The 17,296-nt window shown below is 69.7% G+C and carries 15 protein-coding genes and 1 tRNA gene; 10 read left to right on the top strand and 6 right to left on the bottom strand.

What is annotated here, in order from left to right:
• Positions 1 to 47: 47 nt before the first annotated feature.
• Positions 48 to 359, bottom strand: a complete 312-nt coding sequence (locus ACFVX4_RS06810; protein WP_389972623.1) for a hypothetical protein — start codon at positions 357 to 359, stop codon at positions 48 to 50.
• A gap of 326 nt (positions 360 to 685) precedes the next feature.
• Between ACFVX4_RS06810 and ACFVX4_RS06805 the strand changes: the two genes are divergently transcribed.
• Positions 686 to 1,603: a bifunctional DNA primase/polymerase gene (locus tag ACFVX4_RS06805; RefSeq protein ID WP_389972621.1), complete on the top strand. Its 918-nt coding sequence runs from the start codon at positions 686 to 688 to the stop codon at positions 1,601 to 1,603.
• Here the strand turns inward: ACFVX4_RS06805 and ACFVX4_RS06800 are convergent.
• From ACFVX4_RS06800 to ACFVX4_RS06790, 3 genes are all read right to left on the bottom strand, one after another.
• Positions 1,587 to 3,176: an ABC transporter substrate-binding protein gene (locus ACFVX4_RS06800; RefSeq protein ID WP_389972619.1), complete on the bottom strand. Its 1,590-nt coding sequence runs from the start codon at positions 3,174 to 3,176 to the stop codon at positions 1,587 to 1,589. The two genes, ACFVX4_RS06805 and ACFVX4_RS06800, sit on opposite strands and share 17 nt — an antisense overlap.
• Positions 3,177 to 3,742: 566 nt before the next feature.
• Positions 3,743 to 3,829, bottom strand: a tRNA-Ser gene (locus tag ACFVX4_RS06795).
• A gap of 179 nt (positions 3,830 to 4,008) precedes the next feature.
• A complete protein-coding gene (locus ACFVX4_RS06790; RefSeq protein ID WP_389972617.1) occupies positions 4,009 to 5,475 on the bottom strand; it encodes a trypsin-like peptidase domain-containing protein in 1,467 nt (488 codons plus the stop codon).
• A gap of 254 nt (positions 5,476 to 5,729) precedes the next feature.
• Here ACFVX4_RS06790 and ACFVX4_RS06785 point away from each other — a divergent pair, with 254 nt between their 5' ends.
• The 3 genes from ACFVX4_RS06785 (at position 5,730) to ACFVX4_RS06775 (ending at position 8,460) form a co-directional block, all read left to right on the top strand.
• A complete protein-coding gene (locus tag ACFVX4_RS06785) occupies positions 5,730 to 6,563 on the top strand; it encodes a glycerophosphodiester phosphodiesterase (protein WP_266416657.1) in 834 nt (277 codons plus the stop codon).
• A 53-nt stretch (positions 6,564 to 6,616) separates the two neighbouring features.
• On the top strand, positions 6,617 to 7,306 hold the full coding sequence (locus ACFVX4_RS06780; protein ID WP_389972615.1) for an ATP-binding protein: 690 nt from the start codon (positions 6,617 to 6,619) through the stop codon (positions 7,304 to 7,306).
• 188 nt (positions 7,307 to 7,494) lie between these two features.
• Positions 7,495 to 8,460: a DUF5926 family protein gene (locus ACFVX4_RS06775; RefSeq protein ID WP_389972613.1), complete on the top strand. Its 966-nt coding sequence runs from the start codon at positions 7,495 to 7,497 to the stop codon at positions 8,458 to 8,460.
• An 812-nt stretch (positions 8,461 to 9,272) separates the two neighbouring features.
• Here ACFVX4_RS06775 and ACFVX4_RS06770 read toward each other — a convergent pair.
• Positions 9,273 to 9,995, bottom strand: coding sequence for a bifunctional DNA primase/polymerase (locus tag ACFVX4_RS06770; RefSeq protein WP_389972611.1), 723 nt, complete (start codon positions 9,993 to 9,995; stop codon positions 9,273 to 9,275).
• 631 nt (positions 9,996 to 10,626) lie between these two features.
• Here ACFVX4_RS06770 and ACFVX4_RS06765 point away from each other — a divergent pair.
• Both ACFVX4_RS06765 and ACFVX4_RS06760 read left to right on the top strand, forming a co-directional pair.
• On the top strand, positions 10,627 to 11,997 hold the full coding sequence (locus tag ACFVX4_RS06765) for a PP2C family protein-serine/threonine phosphatase (protein ID WP_389972609.1): 1,371 nt from the start codon (positions 10,627 to 10,629) through the stop codon (positions 11,995 to 11,997).
• A gap of 112 nt (positions 11,998 to 12,109) precedes the next feature.
• Positions 12,110 to 13,573 (top strand): aminopeptidase P family protein, encoded by a 1,464-nt coding sequence (locus ACFVX4_RS06760; RefSeq protein ID WP_389972607.1) that lies wholly within the window; start codon positions 12,110 to 12,112, stop codon positions 13,571 to 13,573.
• 76 nt (positions 13,574 to 13,649) lie between these two features.
• Here ACFVX4_RS06760 and ACFVX4_RS06755 read toward each other — a convergent pair whose 3' ends face one another.
• Positions 13,650 to 14,228, bottom strand: a complete 579-nt coding sequence (locus tag ACFVX4_RS06755) for an ATP-binding protein (protein ID WP_389972605.1) — start codon at positions 14,226 to 14,228, stop codon at positions 13,650 to 13,652.
• Between the two features lie 212 nt (positions 14,229 to 14,440).
• Here ACFVX4_RS06755 and ACFVX4_RS06750 point away from each other — a divergent pair, with 212 nt between their 5' ends.
• The 4 genes from ACFVX4_RS06750 (at position 14,441) to ACFVX4_RS06735 (ending at position 17,287) form a co-directional block, all read left to right on the top strand.
• Complete coding sequence (locus ACFVX4_RS06750; protein ID WP_389972603.1) at positions 14,441 to 15,244, top strand: hypothetical protein; 804 nt, start codon at positions 14,441 to 14,443, stop codon at positions 15,242 to 15,244.
• A gap of 154 nt (positions 15,245 to 15,398) precedes the next feature.
• On the top strand, positions 15,399 to 16,142 hold the full coding sequence (locus tag ACFVX4_RS06745) for a YcnI family protein (RefSeq protein ID WP_389972602.1): 744 nt from the start codon (positions 15,399 to 15,401) through the stop codon (positions 16,140 to 16,142).
• Positions 16,143 to 16,187: 45 nt separating this feature from the next.
• Complete coding sequence (locus ACFVX4_RS06740; RefSeq protein WP_389972600.1) at positions 16,188 to 16,841, top strand: SCO family protein; 654 nt, start codon at positions 16,188 to 16,190, stop codon at positions 16,839 to 16,841.
• Positions 16,838 to 17,287 carry a copper chaperone PCu(A)C gene (locus ACFVX4_RS06735; protein ID WP_389972598.1) on the top strand — a complete coding sequence of 150 codons (450 nt, stop codon included), beginning with the start codon at positions 16,838 to 16,840 and terminating at the stop codon, positions 17,285 to 17,287. Before ACFVX4_RS06740 ends, ACFVX4_RS06735 begins: the two co-directional genes overlap by 4 nt.
• The last annotated feature ends 9 nt before the right edge of the window (positions 17,288 to 17,296 follow it).

The following is a 17,296-nucleotide window of genomic DNA, read 5'->3' as shown; positions in this document are numbered from 1 at the left end:
CCACCGACCCTGACCCGCCCCCCGACCGGCCCACGACCGGCCACGGCTCACCAGAGGTTGGTGAAGTTCACCGCGACGTTGTCGCTGTGCTGGTCGATCGCGGTGAACGCCGAGCCGTTCACCTGCGCGGAGTTGCTCCGGTTCGACGCTCCGGAGCCGACGGCCTGCTGCTGTGACGTGGACGAGTTGCCGGAGTTGTTGCCGCCGACGCCGCTGCCGACGACCGTCGCAACGGCCGCGTTCGATCCGTCGTTCGCGAACGAGCCGCTGTCGGCCTGGGCCACACCACCCAAGAGCGCGGCGGCGAGGGGCAGGGCGGCAACAGCGGCGAGGGCACGAGCGGTACGGATGCTTGCCATGTCAATTCCTCCAGGAACCGGAAGTACGGCTTGTTCCGAGGCAGTTGGCCGACCGCCCCGGTGTTGGTCACGACGTCGCGAGACCAGAGTTGCCCACCGGATCCCCGGCGAACCACCCATGCGATCCGATTCCCCCGCAGGCGTGAGGAAGCACCGATAAACCTTTGTGCACCCCAAAAGCCCCAGCCCACACCCCGTATGCGCCCCATCCGGGCACCGCCCCACCACTCGATCCCGTACACCCCATGGGAAGAAGCGTTCCGGCGCCCGGCTCGCCGACGCCCCGCTCCCTTCCCTTTTTCGAACACCTGAACGAAAATAGAACCATGGCCATCACCGACCGGCAGACCGCCACCCTGGCCCTGGCCCACGCACTCTCCGCCGCCGCGCGCGGGCTCCCCGTCATCCCGCTGACCGCCCGCAAGCTCCCCGCCCTGCCCTCTCCGCACCGGAGCGACGACCGCCGGTCCACCTGCCGCGGCGCGTGCGGCCTGCCCGGACACGGTGTCCACGACGCCACCACGGACCCGGCCGCCGTACGGGCCCTCTTCGCCGCCGCCCCCTGGGCCACCGGCTACGGCATCGCCTGCGGCCGGCCCCCGCACCACCTCATCGGCATCGACCTGGATATCGACACCACCGGCAGCAGCGACTCCGCCGCATCGCTCCGCCGGCTGGCCCTGCATCACCTGTTCACGATCCCGCCGACCGTCATGGTCCTCACCCCCAGCGGCGGGCGGCACATCTGGCTGACCGGCCCGCCCGGCGTTCCCGTGCCGAACTCCGCGAGCCGCCTCGCTCCCGGCATCGACATCCGGGGCGCCGGTGGCTACCTGGTGGGACCCGGATCGGTCACCCCGCACGGCCGCTACCGACTCGCCCCGGGCACCGTCGGCCTGCCTCCGGCACGCTGCCCCCTCGCGCTCCTGCGCCTGCTCATGCCTCCCGCGCGCCGCCGGCCCGGCGCCGCCGCCCGGCCCGACCGGGGCCGGGGACTGGTCCGCTTCGTCCTCGCGGCACGCGAGGGCCAGCGCAACACGCGGCTCTTCTGGGCGGCCTGCCGCGCCTACGAACACGGCTACGGCGACGCCCTGGCGGAAGCCCTCACCCACGCCGCCGTCCGCACCGGACTCACCGAACGCGAGGCCCGCGCCACGATCGCGTCGGCGGCCCGTCTCACCACGGCCGCGCCGGACGCGGCTCCCGGAGGCCGTCCGCCGGACGACCCTAATCCGCGGTGCTGAGTTCCCAGAACCGGAAAACGGTCGACGTGTCCAGACAGTTCTGCAGACCCCGGACGTTCTCGTTGGCGACCGCGTACTGCTTCCCCTGCCAGAGCGGCAGGAGCGGCACCTGATGCGCCACGATGTCCTGCAGCTTGATGAACGGCGTCCGGGTGTTCGAGCGGTCGGTCATGGACGAGGTCTGCGGGATGATCCGTTTGGTTATGTCGCTGTTCTCGTAATTGTTCGACAGGACATTCCCGTCACCGAAGAACGGCTGGGTGAAGTTGTCGGGGTCGGGATAGTCCGGCACCCAGCCCTTCACATAGATGCCGTACTTGCCGTCGGCGATGCCCTTCTCGTACTGGTCGAACGGGACCGACCTCATACTGGCGTCGAACAGGCCGCTCTTGTTCAACTGATCGGCGATGGTCTGGAGTTCATCGTCGGTGGCGGGCCCATAACGGCTCGGAGTGGACCAAAGGGTGAGTCTCACCTTGTCGGTGATACCGGAATCCCTCAGGACGTCCTTCGCCTTCTGCGGCTGCGGACTGTCGCCGTAGGTGTTGAAGAAGGAGTTGCCGTGCCCGGTGATGCCGACCGGGACGATCGAGTAGAGCGGTGTCGCCGTGGACTGGTAGACCTCGCTGACCAGGGCGTAACGGTCGACGAGATAGGCGATGGCCTTGCGCACGGCGAGCTTGCCGACCACCGGGTCGGCGACGTTGAAGACCATGTGCTGGACTTCCGCGCTGCTCCCCTGGACCACGTCGATGCCGTCCTTCTCCGCGGTGGGCGAGGTGTCCAGGGCGGCTATCGTCTTGGCGGTGAGACCGCGGTACGCGATATCGACATCACCCTTCTCCAGAGCGGTCTTGAGCGCCTGCTGATCGCCCTGGAAGAGCTTCATCGTCACGCCGGAGTTCTTCACCTCGGCGGTTCCGTGATAGCCGGAATAGACCGAGAAGTCGGCCTTCGACTTGTCTATGGAGTCCAGCTTGTAGGGACCGGAGCCAACCGTTTTACCGCCCTTGAGCAGACTGTCCTTGGGATATACCCGGCGGTCCACGATGGAGCCGGCACCCGATGCGATCTTGCTGGGGAATGTCGCGTCGGGCACCTTGAGCCGGAATACGATGGTCTTGTCGTCCGGCGTGCTGATCGACGAGATGGTGGAGAGCAGCGGTGCCGGGCCCGCCGGGTCGTTGATCTTGATCGCCCGGTCGAAGGAGTACTTGACGTCCGCCGAGGTGAGGCTGTGGCCGTTGCTGAACTTCAGCCCGTCGCGCAGGGTGCAGGTGTAGGTCTTGCTGCCATCCGAGAAACCGCACTCGTCGGCGGCCTCCGGCACCGGGATGGAACCCCCGGGCGGGAAACTCAGCAGCGACTGGAAGACGTTGTTGAACAGCAACCAGGACCCCGGGTCGTACCCCGCGGCCGGATCCGTCGCCAGGATGCCGTCGGACATGCCGACGACCATCCTGTCCTTGCTCTCGAACGGCCAGATCTGATCCTCGGAGCCGCAACCCGCCAACAGCACCGCCGCCAGTCCCCCGGAGATCAAGGTGGCCGACCGCCTCGTACGAACCTTCACAGAACGTGCCTCATACTCTCGGCCGGGAACGTGGGGGTCCCCGGACAACCGGATCAGGTCAGAACTACTGCGAACGTCGCGGCCGTCCAGCACTGTCAGCCCGGCCGTGCGCGGTGGTGCGGACCGACAGCCTGACTGGACATGGTGTTCACCAGGGTTCTTCGTAGTGACTGACTGCCGAATGGCAGCTGATGAACGGTGGAGCACAAATCATGATCGGTCTCGTGGTGCTTTGACAATCTAGTAGTACGAGGCGCTACGTGGTGCCACATCAAGCGACAAACATCGTCACCGGCAGCCGGTGCCGTCGGCGTGAATGGCTGGTATCGAACCGTGCCGGCCGACCGGCCGAACCGGCCGTCACACCTGCACCCCTGGTCAGCGAACGGGCCACGGATAAAAGGGACTTGGGCCACACCACCCCAGGACTCCGCGATCTCCCGCAGTCCGTCCGGAACAGTGCGTACCGCAGCGGCATCCGCGCACAGCCAACGCACAGCCAATGCACCGGCAACGCGCAGAACAACGGCCCCCGACCGGACTTCCGGTCGGGGGCCGTTCATCTGCGGTGGGTGTGGGATTTGAACCCACGGTGACATCGCTGCCACGACGGTTTTCAAGACCGTTCCCTTAGGCCGCTCGGGCAACCCACCCCTGCTCCGCCCACCTGTGACGGAGCGCCTACAGCCTACCGGCTGATTGATTCCGCCGGGCAATCCCGGTCGCTCGCCCACTCCGCCGCAACTCGGGTCCGTGGCGGTTCGCGTGGGTGATACGGGCCTCAGCAGGCTTCGGTAGCCGTCGGATCACCGCTGCGGCGGGCGTCGCCCGGTCAGCTGTCGCCGTTGCGCTCCCCCAGGGTGACCTGGGCCGTTGCCGTCCGGCCGTCGCGCTTGTAGGTCAGCGTGACCCGGTCGCCGGGCTTGTGGGTCCAGATCTCGCCGATCAGGGTCGGGCCGCTGTCGATCACGGTGTCGTTGAACTTCGTGATGACATCGCCCGCCCTGAGGCCGGCCCGGTCAGCGGGTCCGTCCTTCGACACGGCCGCCGTACCGTCCGCGCCCTGGTCGGAGATGACCGCGCCGCCGGTCTTCTCGTTCATGGTGACCGTGGCTCCGATCACCGGGTAGACCGGCTTGCCGGTCTTGATCAGCTGCTGGGCGACGTTCGTCGCCTGGTTGATCGGGATCGCGAAGCCGAGGCCGATGGAGCCCGCCTGGGTCTGACCCGCGCTGCTGCCGGTCGACTGGATGGCCGAGTTGATGCCGATGACCGCACCGCGCGCATCGAGCAACGGACCGCCGGAGTTGCCCGGGTTGATCGAGGCATCGGTCTGCAGGGCGCTCATGTACGAGTTGCTGCCGCCGGAACCGTCGCCGGAGGCGACCGGGCGGTTCTTCGCGCTGATGATGCCCGTGGTGACCGTGTTGGACAGGCCGAACGGAGCGCCGATGGCGATCGTGGAATCGCCGACCGCGACCCGGTCCGAATTGCCGAGGGCCAGCGGGGTGAGCCCCGACGGCGGGTTCTTCAGCTTCAGGACGGCGACGTCGTAGCCCTGTGCCCGGCCGACGACCTCGGCGCCGTACTTCTTGCCGTCGGAGAACGTCGCCGTGAGCTGGCCACTGTCCGCCGCGGAGGCCACCACGTGGTTGTTCGTGAGGATGTGGCCCTCCTTGTCGTACACGAAGCCGGTGCCCGTACCGCCCTCGCCGTCACCGCCCTGTGCGTCGATGGTGACCACGCTGGGCAGCGCCTTGGCCGCCACGCCCGCGACCGTACCGGGATCGCGCTTGAGGTCCTGCGGGTTGGCCGACGCCGAGACGGTGGTCGAGCCGGAGGTGTCGTTGCGGTCGGCCGCCCAGTAGCCGAGGGCGCCGCCGATGCCGCCGGCGATCAGCGCCGCGGCCGCCACCGCCGCCACCAGACCGCCCATGCCCCGCTTGCGCGGGCCTTCGGGGGCGTACGGCTGGGGCGGGGCGCCCCATACCGGACCGCCGCCGTCCGCACCGTGGGAGGCGTACGCCGGCACGGCGGGCGGGGGCGGCCAGTTGGCTTCGGCCGCCGACTGGGGTGCATGGGGAGTGTGCGGCGCATGAGGCTCGTGGGAAGGCGTCGCCGGGACGGAAGCCATGGGCGTGGTGGCCGCGGTGGCCGGTTCCCCCGTCGGGGCGGGGGTGGACGCGGGCAGGCTCCCGGGCGACTCCTGAGGAACGTCGGCCGGCACGGGAGGTACGGACGGAACGGGCGGAACGGCCTCGGCCGCAGTGCCCTCGTTGCCCTCGTTCTCTGTGCTCACAGCTCTTTACTCCTCGGTTCCACATCAATTTCGGCAAGAGATCCGCTGTGTACGTGTCCGGTAACAGCTTTTCCCAAGGCACGTCAGGCCACTGTAAGCAGGACCTGTGCATCCGCACACCAATCTTTACATCGGGCAAAACGATCCCCCGGTGCAAGACGCACCGCAGTCGCGGCGCAGTCACGGCGCAGAGGTGCACACATCCGCCGCGCAACGTGCGCACAGCGGTCGCCTCCCGGTGACACGATGACGCGGTGACCCACGCACGGCAGCAATCCACGCACCACCCCATCCAGGTCATCGCTCACCGGGGCGCGTCCGACGACGCCCCCGAGCACACGCTGGCCGCGTACCGGAAGGCTATCGAGGACGGCGCCGACGCCCTGGAGTGCGACGTACGGCTCACCGCCGACGGCCACCTGGTGTGCGTGCACGACCGCCGGGTGAACCGCACCTCCAACGGCCGCGGCGCCGTCTCCGCCCTGGAACTCTCCGAGCTCGCCGCCCTCGACTTCGGCTCCTGGAAGGACCGCGAGGAGTCGGAGTCCCCGGACTGGGATCCGGTGCCGGGGGAGCTCACCTCCGTACTCACCCTGGAACGACTGCTCGAACTCGTCGTCGAGACCCGGGCCGCCGGGCGTCCGCTCCAGCTGGCCGTCGAGACCAAGCACCCGACCCGCTGGGCGGGCCAGGTCGAGGAGCGGCTGCTGCACTTGCTGAAGCAGTTCGAGCTCGACGCCCCGCCGGCCGACGGCCCGTCGCCGGTACGCATCATGAGCTTCTCGGCGCGCTCCCTGCACCGCGTCCAGGCCGCGGCCCCCGCCCTGCCCACCGTGTACCTGATGCAGTTCGTCTCGCCACGACTGCGCGACGGGCGGCTGCCGGCCGGGGCGCGGATCGCGGGGCCGGGGATGCGGATCGTACGCAACCACCCCGCATACATCGAGCGGCTGCACCGCGCGGGGCACCGTGTGCACGTCTGGACGGTGAACGAACCGGAGGACGTCGAACTCTGCGTCGACCTGGGCGTCGAGGCAATCATCACGAACCGCCCGAAACAGGTTCTGTCACAACTGGGACGTTCTTAACATCAGTTACACGGAGTACACCGGCGCATTCGAACCGTATTCGATCGTTACGAGTGCGTCACTGGCAGTCCATTGGCCGGTTTCCGGTCCAGTCCAGGAGGGCATCCACTCCGTGGCGTGGGGCAAAGGAGGTCTCGGGGGTGGCGTTGGTGGTGGCACAGGAAGTGCCCACGTCGTCGAGCATGGCCGTACCCCATGGCCCTGCGGGCGTGGGCCAGGCGCGGCACCGGATGCGCGAGCAGTTGCGCAGCCACGGGGTGTCGGACTCGGTCGTCGACGATGCTGTATTGATTCTTTCCGAACTGCTCAGCAATGCCTGCCGGCACGGCAGGCCGCTGGGCCGGCACACGGATGTGGGTGACGGCGACGTCCGCGCGGCGTGGCGCGTCGACAGAACGGGCGGGCTGACCGTCGAAGTGACGGACGGCGGCGGTCCGACCCGCCCCGTTCCGGCCACACCGTCGGTGACGGCGCGTGGCGGCCGGGGGCTCAACATCATCAGCGCGCTCGCCGACGAGTGGGGCGTACGCGACAGCTCGTCCGGTGAAGTGACCGTCTGGGTCCTCGTCAACGAGGGAGAGGGACAGGTGTCCGGGGTGCCGGGCAGGCCGGGCAGACCGGGCGCACCGGCCGTTTCCGTGCCGGGCGTGTCAGGGAAGGCCGTGTCGGGGACGGGTGTGCCGGGAGCGGGCGTGTCGCTCGACGGGCTGGGCTTCGCGGACGCCTTCGACGACGTGGGCTGACCTTCCGGCCGGGACACCGGCCGCCGTGACGGCCGAGGCGTCGTCGAGGCATCAGGGCACGTCCTCGCGGAAACGCGCGTTCCGCACTCCGGTACCGCCGGACGTGTGGGCGCATGTGTCCCGCGCACGACAGGGGCGGCTAGGCTCGCGGCCCAGACCGCACTGTCGCAATCGGGAGAAAGCCCACCATGGCCAAGAAGCGCCCTCAGACCAAGGCCGGGAAGCAGCAACTCAAGGATGGCGAGATCCCGGTGGTCGGGGCTCGCGAGCCCTGCCCGTGCGGTTCGGGCCGCCGCTACAAGGCGTGTCACGGCCGCGCCGCCGCCCAGGCCGTGACCGAGCTCGTCCACCGCCCCTTCGAGGGTCTGGCCGGCGAGTGCGACTGGGTCGCGCTGCGTGAACTGGTGCCCGCCGCCACGGTCGCGCTGACACTGAAGGACGGGCTGCCCGAGGGCATGCCCTCGGTGACGCTCGCGACCGTCCTGCCCATGGCCTGGCCTGCGCTTCGCCGCGACGACGGTTCGGTGCTGCTCGCCCTGCAGAACGACACCCCGTCGGGTGACCTCAGCCGTGACCTCGCGGACACGCTGCTGCGGGCGCTGGACGCCGAGCCCGGTTCGCCCGTGGCGGCGCAGCGCGTGCCGGCCGACGGTCCGCGGCTGCAGGACGTGCTCGACCCCAGTGCGGCGTTCGAGCCCGTCGTCCACTCCGGCTTCGAGTTCTGGGTTCCGGACGCGGAGAACGCCACGCCCGAGGTGTCGGCCTCCCTGGAGCGCGCGAACGAGGCGGCGATCCCGACGACGCGGCTCGCCGGTGTGGACGCCGCCTACTGGTGCGAGACCCCGGAGAAGAATCACCTCCGCTGGGTCATGCCGCACGCCGAGGAGCGGCTGCTCGACGCGCTCGCCCGGCTGCACGCCGCCGGCACCTCCTCGCTGGGCGAGGGGACCAGGCTGGTCGGCTCCTTCCGGGCACACGGGCTGATGGTCCCGGTCTGGGACCTGCCGAGCACGATGGGGGCCGAGGAGTGCGAGAAGCCCGCGGCCGAGTTCGCCGAACGGCTGACCGCGGCGCTCGACTCGGACGCGCCGCTCAGTGCCGAGGAGCGGCGGGCCCGCGGCGGGCTCACCAACCGCCAGGTGACGCTCAGCTGACAGTGACGCCCCCCGGGGTCCACCGGACCCTTCGGGTGACTCGCGTCACAACTCGCCGTACTCACAGGTAAATCGCTGTCCGAATACGCGAGATCGAATTTGCGAACGGCAGATCTCTTGTTACCGTTCTAGAAGCCCGGTCGCTGGTGCATCCCCCGTCGCCAGCGATCGGGCATTCTCATTTCCGGGTACGGCGCACAGTGCGCAACGCGGCGCACGAGCCCGCGCACAAGCCTCCTCGCCCGTACGCTCCTCGTTCATCGAGCGCTGCGGCCCACGACCGCCCCGCCGCACCGGCACCTTCACGGGCACACCGGCCTGGCCCGGCGGAACGGGAGGGGCGGAGGACCGACGGAGCCGTGACCGCGACAGAAGCCCTGGGCCCTGGGCGTCGGTGTGCCACGCGGGGACCGATCGGTCTCGGACAGATGCCGACTGCCGGATGCCAGGCGATCTCCACGAATAGCCCGCCCCGAACTCACTCGAATAGATATTCGATAAATCCGTCCGGGCGTTCCGGAATGACCATCAGAAAGCCTTCTGCCGCCGGACTTTGCAGCGGCAGACTTTGCATTGTGAGACATGGGCCGGGATCACATCCGCGATCACATCCGGGGCCGCATCCGCCATCCGGATAACGATCGCCGGACAACGACCACCCGGATAACCATCGCCCGGATAATCGCGTGGCCTCATCTGTCGGCTTCGCATGAGTTTCTGACGGTCCGCCGGATATTCCGACGGAATACGGGTCGGTGCGGCCCACCCCATTGCTCCGGTGGCGGGCACGATGCGCGCCCGCCACCGCCCCGTCAGTACGCGAGCCGACTGCCGCCGTCCGGTGCGCCGCTGCTCGCCTCGACCAGTGCGTCCAGCACCGCACCCACATCCGGCAGCCACGGCGCGGCGGGCGCCGGAACCGGCCCCCTTCCGTGCGGACGCGGCCGGGGCTCCGGGGAAGGAGCCCGCTCCCAGCGCACCTGCCCCGCCCCCACCTCGGACGGCGGAAGGACCAGATAGCCGCCCTCGCCGTGGAAACGCAGCGAACTGGGCACCCAGTCCTGGGCGTGCAGCAGCTCGCCGAGCCGTTCGAGGTCGTACGGGGCGACCAGCAGCGACCACCGGGTCGGCGTCGCCACCACGGGCCCGAGCCGCACGCCCATCCGGTCCAGCTCGGTCAGCGCTCGGGCGGCGGCCACGGCAGGCAGGCTCAGCGCACACGGGGCGCGCCCCCCGGTGGCCAGGACGATCGGAGCGGTGGGCCGGTTGGTCCACCACCAGCGCACCAGGCGCTCGTCGGTGGTCGCCGCGAGGAGACCGGGATCGAAGGGATGTGCGCCGGGCACGGCGCACTCGGGATCGGGACAGGCGCAACCACGACCGCGGCCACCGCGACCACCGGCCGCCTCCGGTCCCACTCCGGGGAGCACCGGCCACTGCCATGCGGTGGCGCAGGTCAGGGCCGCGTCGAGCTGGGCGGGCCTTCCCCTGCGCCGGAGCCGGAGCCTGCGTCGCCTTCCGAGGATCTCGCGCATGAGCGCTCGTTCCTTTCCGTTGAACGCCGAGGGTCCACATCGCACCACGTGCGAATTGCCGTACGTGTGCATCACTTCACTGTGCGTACATGCTCTTCAGGTCTGCGGTACGGGTGGGTCGTCGGTACCGAGCATGGGCCGAGCCGATTCGAGCAGGTGCGAGACGGGTCCGGACGAGCAGTCCGGACAAGCATGGCGAGGAGCAGCGCATGTATCGCGCCTGCCGTCCCAAGGTGCAAACCCCGCCACTCGGGGGTGGGGGCGTGGCCGTCACAAGAGAGGACGTCCGGGCCGTCTGCCGGGTTCCGGGGCGATCAGAACTGCCCCTGGCCTTCATCGATTACGTACCCAGCATGCCCGAAATGACGCTCCCTCTAGGACTTCACCCTGAGAACACCCCCTGTCGAGCACGCCCAGTCGACCCCAAATGGCTGTCGCAGGGTGCATTTTTAGGCCAACTTGACGGTCTCTTGGACACCACATTTCCCGTGGTGACAATGCTGGACATCGCCTCACTTGTGCGTGTACATGTGGTGCACGTGTACATGCGGATGCACTGGTAGCGGCGCAGAATGACATGGGGGTTTGCGATGCTATTCGACGAAACGCACTGGTCGGAAAGCAGACATCCATGAGCGCCCCACACCTGCCGAAAGTGGCTGGAATCGATCCCACAGTTCCGGTTTCAGCGCACACTGCCGGGCCCCTGTCCGAAGTACCGTCCGCCCCGGGAGCCTTCATCCAGGACCGGCTCGCCGGCTGGGTCTCCGACCTCACCACGTTGCACGAACTCACCGAGCGGCTGGCCAGAACCGGCACCCTCGACGACGCGCTCCACGAGCTGCTGGACGCCGGAGCCGCCCTGGTCGGCGCCCGCCGCGGCCTGGTCGTCCTCGAACCGTCCGACCGCCGCGGCCCCGTGAGCACCATCGGCCTCGGGCTCGCCCATGCCGAGCTCGGACTGATCGAGACGGTGCCGCGCACCGCCACCTCCTACGGCCGGATCCTGGAGGGACTCCCGGACACCGAAGGAGCGCTGACCACCCCCGACCTGCCCGGCGACACCGGCCTGGACCCCCGCCGCCGCGAAGTCGCCGCCCGGCTCGGATACGCCGCCAGCTACGCCGTGCCGATCACCGCCGAGGCGACCGGCAGACTCGGTGCCGCCGTCTGGCTGTACGACGAACCCGCCGAACCCCTGGAGCGCCAGCGCCATCTCGCCGGCCTCTACGCCGGGTACGCCGGTGAGCACCTGGCCAGGCTGCTGGAACTGGAGCGGGCCAGGGCCGACATCGCCACCATCACGGAGGAGCTGCTGCCCAGCCGGCTGCCCCGGGTCGCCGGCGTACAGCTGGCCGCCCGCCACCGCCGGGCGCCGCAGGGCGGTGGCGACTGGTACGACGCACTGGCGCTGCCGGAGGGTGCGCTCGGTCTCGCCGTGGGCTCGGTGAACGGCTCCGGGCCCAGCGCCCTGGCCGCCATGGGACGGCTGCGGGCCGGCCTGCGGGCGTACGCGGTGATGGAGGGCGAGGATCCGGTCGCCGTGCTCTCGGACCTGGAGCTGCTGCTGCGGCTCACCGAACCGGCCCGTACGGCGACCGCGCTGTTCGCCTACTGCGAACCCGCCGAGCGCAAGATCCTGCTGGCCGGCGCGGGCCACACCCCGCCGCTCGTGATCGGCGACCGGCGCACCGAGTTCGTCGAGACCTCGGTCTCCGCGCCGCTGGGCATGCTCGCCTGCTGGGAGGCGCCCAGCGTGGAGATCACCCCGGCGCCCGGCGAGACCGTACTGCTCTGCACCGACGGACTGCTGCGCCGCACCGGCGACTCGACGGACCGGGCGTTCGCGCGGCTCCACTCGGCGGCCGCTTCCGTGCCGAAGGCGATGCGTCTCGACGCCGGAGCCGTCGCCGACCATGTGCTGCGCACCGTGCTGCCGGACGGGCTCGACCGCGACGACGACGCGGAGGACGTGGTCGTCCTGGCCGCGCGTTTCGACTGAGCGCCCCGGCATTCCCCGGCCCGGCCGTGTAACAGGTCCTCCGGCCCTGTGCCCCCTTCCGTACGCCCGTACGATGGACGGGGTCCAGTGTCGTATCAAGGAGAGACAAATCGTGGCTGAGGAGCTCACCCCGGAGAACCCGGAGACCGAGGAAGAAGAGACGGTCAAGCAGCGGAAGAACGGCCTGTACCCGGGCGTCTCCGATGAACTCGCCGCGAACATGAAGTCGGGTTGGGCCGATACCGAACTGCACGGCCTCGAACCGATCGCCCAGGCCGCACACACGGCCGCCCGCCGCGCCGCGCTCTCCGCGCGTTTCCCCGGTGAGCGACTGGTCATCCCCGCGGGCAACCTGAAGACCCGCTCCAATGACACCGAGTACGCCTTCCGCTCCTCCACCGAGTACGCGTACCTCACCGGCGACCAGACCCAGGACGGCGTCCTCGTCCTGGAGCCGACCGAGGACGGTCACAAGGCGACCATCCACCTGCTGCCGCGCTCCAACCGCGAGAACGGCGAGTTCTGGCTCGACGGCCAGGGCGAGCTGTGGGTCGGCCGCCGCCACTCCCTCGCCGAGGCCGAGCAGCTGCTGGGCATCCAGGCGAAGGACGTTCGCGAGCTCCCCACCGCGCTGACCGAGGCCACCGGCCCGGTCCGCAACGTCCGCGGCCACGACGCCGGCATCGAGGCCGCGCTGACCGACAAGGTCACCGCGGAGCGCGACGAGGAGCTGCGCGTCTTCCTCTCCGAGGCCCGGCTGGTCAAGGACGCCTTCGAGATCGCCGAGCTGGAGAAGGCCTGCGACGCCACCGCGCGCGGCTTCGAGGACGTCGTGAAGGTCCTGGACAAGGCCGAGGCGACGAGCGAGCGCTACATCGAGGGCACCTTCTTCCTGCGTGCCCGCATCGAGGGCAACGACATCGGCTACGGCTCGATCTGCGCCGCCGGCCCGCACGCCACCACCCTGCACTGGGTGCGCAACGACGGCGCGGTGCGCTCCGGCGAGCTGCTGCTGCTCGACGCCGGTGTGGAGACCAACGACCTCTATACCGCCGACGTGACCCGCACCCTTCCGATCAACGGCACGTTCACGCCGCTGCAGCGGAAGATCTACGACGCCGTGTACGAGGCCCAGGAGGCGGGCATCGCCGCCGTCAAGCCCGGCGCCGGCTTCCGCGACTTCCACGACGCCGCACAGCGGGTGCTCGCCGAGAAGCTCGTCGAGTGGGGCCTGCTGGGCGACCTGTCCGTGGACAAGGTCCTGGAGCTGGGGCTCCAGCGCCGCTGGACGCTGCACGGCACCGGCCACATGCTCGGCATGGACGTCCACGACTGCGCCGCCGCGCGCACCGAGTCGTACGTCAACGGAACGCTGGAGCCCGGCGTCTGCCTCACGGTCGAGCCCGGTCTGTACTTCCAGACCGACGACCTGACCGTGCCCGAGGAGTACCGGGGCATCGGCGTCCGGATCGAGGACGACATCCTCGTCACCGAGGACGGAAACCGGAACCTCTCCGACAAGCTGCCGCGTCGGGCCGACGAGGTCGAGGAATGGATGGCCCGGCTCAAGGGCTGATCCGAAACATCCGGGACGACCCGGGAAGGACCGGAAGTCCCGGGAAACCGGGAAGACCCGGCGAAGGACGCTCTGCTCAGGACACCATGAGCAGGGCGTCCTTCCGCCATTTCAGGACCTTGTCGAAGCTGACGACGGCACCGCTGCCGGGGCGGTTGCCGAAGTGCACGTGGTCGGCGAGCTGCTCGATCAGACAGAGGCCCCGCCCGTCCTCGGCGTTGAGCGGCGGGTACTGCTGGGGTTCGTGCTGCTGATGGTTTTCGTGCTGCTGGGGCCCGTGCCGCTGTGCGGAGGTGCGGAACGTGCGCCGGGCGGGAAAACCGGGCCCCGAATCGGCGACCTCGATACGGCACTTCTCACCGTCCAGATAAGCGGTGACCTGGTACTGCCCGGAGGCCGCCCCGGGCAGCTCGTCCCATACGTCCCACGGATCCCGCAGAACGCCCTGGCCGCCCTGGCCTTCCTGGTCTTCCTGGACCCTGTGGTCACCGCCGTGCTCGACGGCGTTCGCGCAGGCCTCGCTGAGTGCGACCGACAGATCGAAGGAGATGTCCGGGTCCACGCCCGCGGTCTCCATGGTGCCCAGCAGGAAGCGACGGGCGAGCGGAACGCTCGCAGCCTCGCGCCGCAAATGGAGGGACCACCAGATGCTCATGCTCCAGCCTCCTGGCTGCGGCTCGACATACCGATACGTATTGCCGCGCAACACCATTCGTAAGCGCAGACCGGATGTGAGACCGCTCATTCGGCGGATACCAGCTCTCCGTACACCCGTGTATGCCCGGCCCGTGGGCCCAATCGGACGGAAGGCGACCTTCCGGACCTGCCGTACGGAGCCCCGGGGCTCGGTGCGATGATGGCCCCGCCATGTCTATGCCTGTCGCACGCGCCGGAGCCGGTCTGCGGCTCATGAGGGCCGCGGTGTTCACCGCGGTCTGCGTCGCGCTGTCCGCGGCAGGTCACTCCCTGGCTTCCTGCGCCGCCGTCCCCTGGTGGACCCTGCTCGCGGGGTTCCTGGGGGTGTTCGCGGTGGTGGCACCATTCGCCGGACGCGAGCGTTCACTGCCATCCATCGCCGCCGCACTGGCCGGCGGGCAGATCGCCCTGCACTCCCTGTTCGGCATGGGTACGCACGGCACCCCGGCGAACTCCGCGGCGGGCGACGACTCGTTGATCCGGTTCGCGGCAAGCCTCGTGTGCGGGGCCGGGCCGGCCCAGCTGAGCGCCGCCGAGGCGCACCGCATCGTCACCACCGCGGGCATCGACCCGGCGTCGGTGACGGCCGGTGACCACCACCACGTGGCCGCCGCGTCCGGCACGGATCCGGCCGCCCTCGCCGCCCTGCTGCCCGACCTGCCCATGCTGCTCGGCCATCTCCTGGCCGCGGCGGCCACCGGCTGGCTGCTGCGCCGCGGCGAGATCGCCCTGTTCCGGCTGGTCCGGCTGTCCGCGCACGGCGCCCAGCAGATCGCGGCCGGGGCCCGGTTGCGCGCCCTGCGCGCGGCGCTCGCCCTCGTCGACGCCCTGCGCGCCGGACTTCCCGGCGGCCCGACGACCGGGCCGCGCATCGCCCGTACGGCGGTCGACGCCCCGCCCCTCGCCACCGGGGACCCGTTGCAGCACCTGGTGATCAGGCGCGGTCCGCCGCCCGCGTACGCGCTCGCAGCCTGACGCGACACCCTCCATCCGGCGCACGGATCGCTCCGTGCCGTACCCGGCCGGCGCATGCGCGCCGCTCAGGGGGAAGAGGAGAGGTGTCGTGATGCCGTCGCGCACCCGCGCGCCGGACCACCTTTCCTTCGTGCTTCGTGGAGTGATCCCTGTCATGAACGTTTCCCGCATCGCCCTCGCCGGCGGCGTCGCCGCGTCCACCGTCCTGATCCTCGCCGGTACGGCCTCCGCGCACGTCAGCGTGCAGCCGCAGGGCGAGGCCGCCAAGGGCGGTTACGCCACCGTCAACTTCAAGGTCCCCAACGAGCGCGACGACGCCTCGACGACCAAGGTCGAGGTCAACTTCCCGACCGACCACCCGCTGGCCTCCGTCATGCCGCAGGCCGTACCCGGCTGGGACATCGAGGTCACCAAGAGCAAGCTGGCCAAGCCGATGGAGATGCACGGCAAGAAGATCAACGAGGCCGTCTCCAAGGTCACCTGGACCGCCGAGGGCGACAAGGACGAGCGCGGCATCCGCCCCGGTGACTTCCAGCAGTTCCCGCTCTCCATCGGCCAGCTCCCCGAGGACGCCGACCAGCTGGTGTTCAAGGCCATCCAGACGTACGACAACAAGGAAGTCGTCCGCTGGATCGAGGAGCAGAAGGCCGGCGCCGCCGAGCCCGAGAGCCCGGCGCCCGTCCTCGCGCTGACCGCGCCGACCACCGGCGAGCACGGCGCGGCCGCCGACGCCAAGGGTGCCGACGCCGGCGCCCAGGCAACGGACAAGCAGACGACGGCCGCCTCGGACACCTCCTCCAGCGACACCACGGCCCGGGTCCTCGGCATCGTCGGCATCGTCATCGGCGTGGCGGGCGTGGCCTTCGGCGTCCTCGCCGGCCGCCGCCGCACCGCCTGATCCACAGCTCCACACGTCCCACCGACCACCAGGAATCAGTGCTCCATGCCTAAGAAAACGGTGCTGGCCGCGGCGTTCGTCGCCGCGGCCGCGCTCACCCTGTCCGCCTGCGGCAGCAGCGACGACAGCGCCAAGAAGCCCATCGCCGACGTGTCGGTCCAGGCGAAGACCAAGGCCGCGACCGTCCTGGACCAGCCGTTCACCAAGCCGAATCTCGTCCTCACCGACACCCACGGCAAGAAGTACGACCTCCGGGAGCAGACCAAGGGCAAGCCGACCCTGATCTACTTCGGCTACACCAACTGCCCCGACGTCTGCCCGCTCATCATGAGCAACATCGCCTTCGCCAAGAAGTCGCTGCCCAAGGCCGACCAGGAAAAGCTCCAGGTCGTCTTCGTGACCACCGACCCCGAGCGGGACACCCCGTCCTCGCTCGGCAGCTGGCTCAAGTCCCAGGACGCCTCCTTCATCGGCCTCACCGGCGACTTCCCGACCATCCAGGCGGGCGCACGCCAGATCGGCATCGGCATCGACGCGCCGAAGAAGGAGAAGGACGGCACGGTCGTCTCGATGCACGGGTCCCAGGTCATCGCGTTCTCCCCGAAGACCGACAAGGGCTACCTCATCTACAGCGAGGACACCTCGCCCGACGACTACACCAAGGACCTCCCCAAGATCGTCAAGGGGGAGACCCCGTGAACCGCCGCACCACCCTCGCCTGCGTCATCGCCCTCACCACGGGGCTGACGCTGGCGGGTTGCTCGTCCTCGGACGGCAAGCCCGAGCTGAAGGTGACCGGCGCGTTCATGCCGCAGCCCGTCAGCGACATGGCGGCCGGATTCCTCGTCGTGAAGAACAGCGGCGGGACGTCCGACCGGCTCACCTCCGTCACCAGCCCGCTCTCCGACGACATAACGATCCACGAGACGAAGAACCAGACGATGCGCATGGTGACGTCCTTCGACGTGCCCGCGGGCGGCGAGCTGGATCTGGAGCGCGGCGGGAACCACATCATGTTCATGAAACTCAAGCAGCGGCCCAAGCAGGGCGAGAAGGTGTCCGTGGAGCTGCACTTCGAGAAGGCCGACCCGATAAAGGTCGACCTTCCCGTGAAGGAGACCACCCACAACCCGAAGAAGCAGTGAGGGACTGAC

Source organism: Streptomyces sp. NPDC058240, from assembly GCF_042882135.1.
GTDB lineage: Bacteria > Actinomycetota > Actinomycetes > Streptomycetales > Streptomycetaceae > Streptomyces.
This window is presented reverse-complemented; position numbering and strand designations above follow the sequence as displayed.